Genomic DNA, 1,019 nt, shown 5'->3' with positions numbered 1-1,019 from the left:
ACTGAATTTCTTACCCTCTTCTGTTGGATAACAAGCGTGGCATAGACCTTCAACGATGAACTAAAAGGGGTCGGGAATTTCTCCTTGATTCGTGAGAATGTGCCGTGTTGGTAACTCGAGCGGTTTTGCAATCTCAAGAAGAGATTCTATCTGGGATGGGGTAAAGCCAAAGCTTTCTAGTTGTTCTGTTAGTGCGTGGTGCATGGTCACTACCTAAGCCATTTCAATGCGAAGATAATCGCACTTTCTATGGCTTAGGTATAGGGTAAGGTGATGTCGAGTTACTGAAGTTGGGCGGAGTTATGGCGTTCCAAATACGTTTGAGCTTGTTCTCTACCCATGTATTTAGCTAGGGTTTTCAGTGGTACCTTTTTAAGGTTAACGACAATCAGGCCATCTAGGGCGTCATTAAACGATGGGTCGACGTTGAAGCAGACTAACTTGCCGTTCATCCCGAGATATTGACGCAATAGTACCGGTAGCCCTTTTCCTTGTTCCATGCGTGCCAACACCTTTGAAAGTAGAGGCACACTCGCCAGTGATGACAATAGGTGATTCTGCCAAAACACATGACTATTGGTATTAAGAGGGGAAGAAGGAGAAACGAGATTCGCCTTTTCCTCATCATAGTGGTGAATTGATAAGGTAGTCGCGATTAACAGGCGCGCATTGTGGCTGTAGTCATTACTGATACTGACCGGGCCGAATAGATGGGTGTATTGAGGGTGTTGGGAGACAAAGGTTGCAATACCTTTCCACAGCAGTAGCAGTGAGTTTAAGCTCTTTTGATAGGGCTTGCTCACCACTGAGCGGCCAAGCTCTATGCTGTTGTCTAAGGTATCGATGAACTCTTGGTTGTAGTTAAACAAGCTGCGGGAATAGAGTTGCTCTAACCCGTGCTCGGCGATTAACTTGTCGACCATACCCAATCGATAAGCCCCAACTAATTCAGCCTTGGTTTTATTCCACACAAACAGCTGATGGTAATAAAGGTCATACTCATCCAAATCACAGGCAAG

General features: G+C 45.4%; 1 protein-coding gene and 1 pseudogene. Both read right to left on the bottom strand.

Features of this window, described 5'->3' with window-relative positions:
- Positions 1 to 204 (bottom strand): annotated as a pseudogene (locus tag KIV40_RS27765) (Crp/Fnr family transcriptional regulator); the annotation flags it as partial.
- 77 nt (positions 205 to 281) lie between these two features.
- Positions 282 to 1,019: GNAT family N-acetyltransferase (locus KIV40_RS27760; protein WP_285352416.1), on the bottom strand; the 738-nt coding region annotated here is incomplete at its 5' end.

The sequence above is a fragment of the Vibrio sp. D173a genome, from assembly GCF_030248475.1.
Note: the sequence above shows the minus strand (reverse complement) of the source record. Positions and strands in the feature narration are given on the sequence as shown.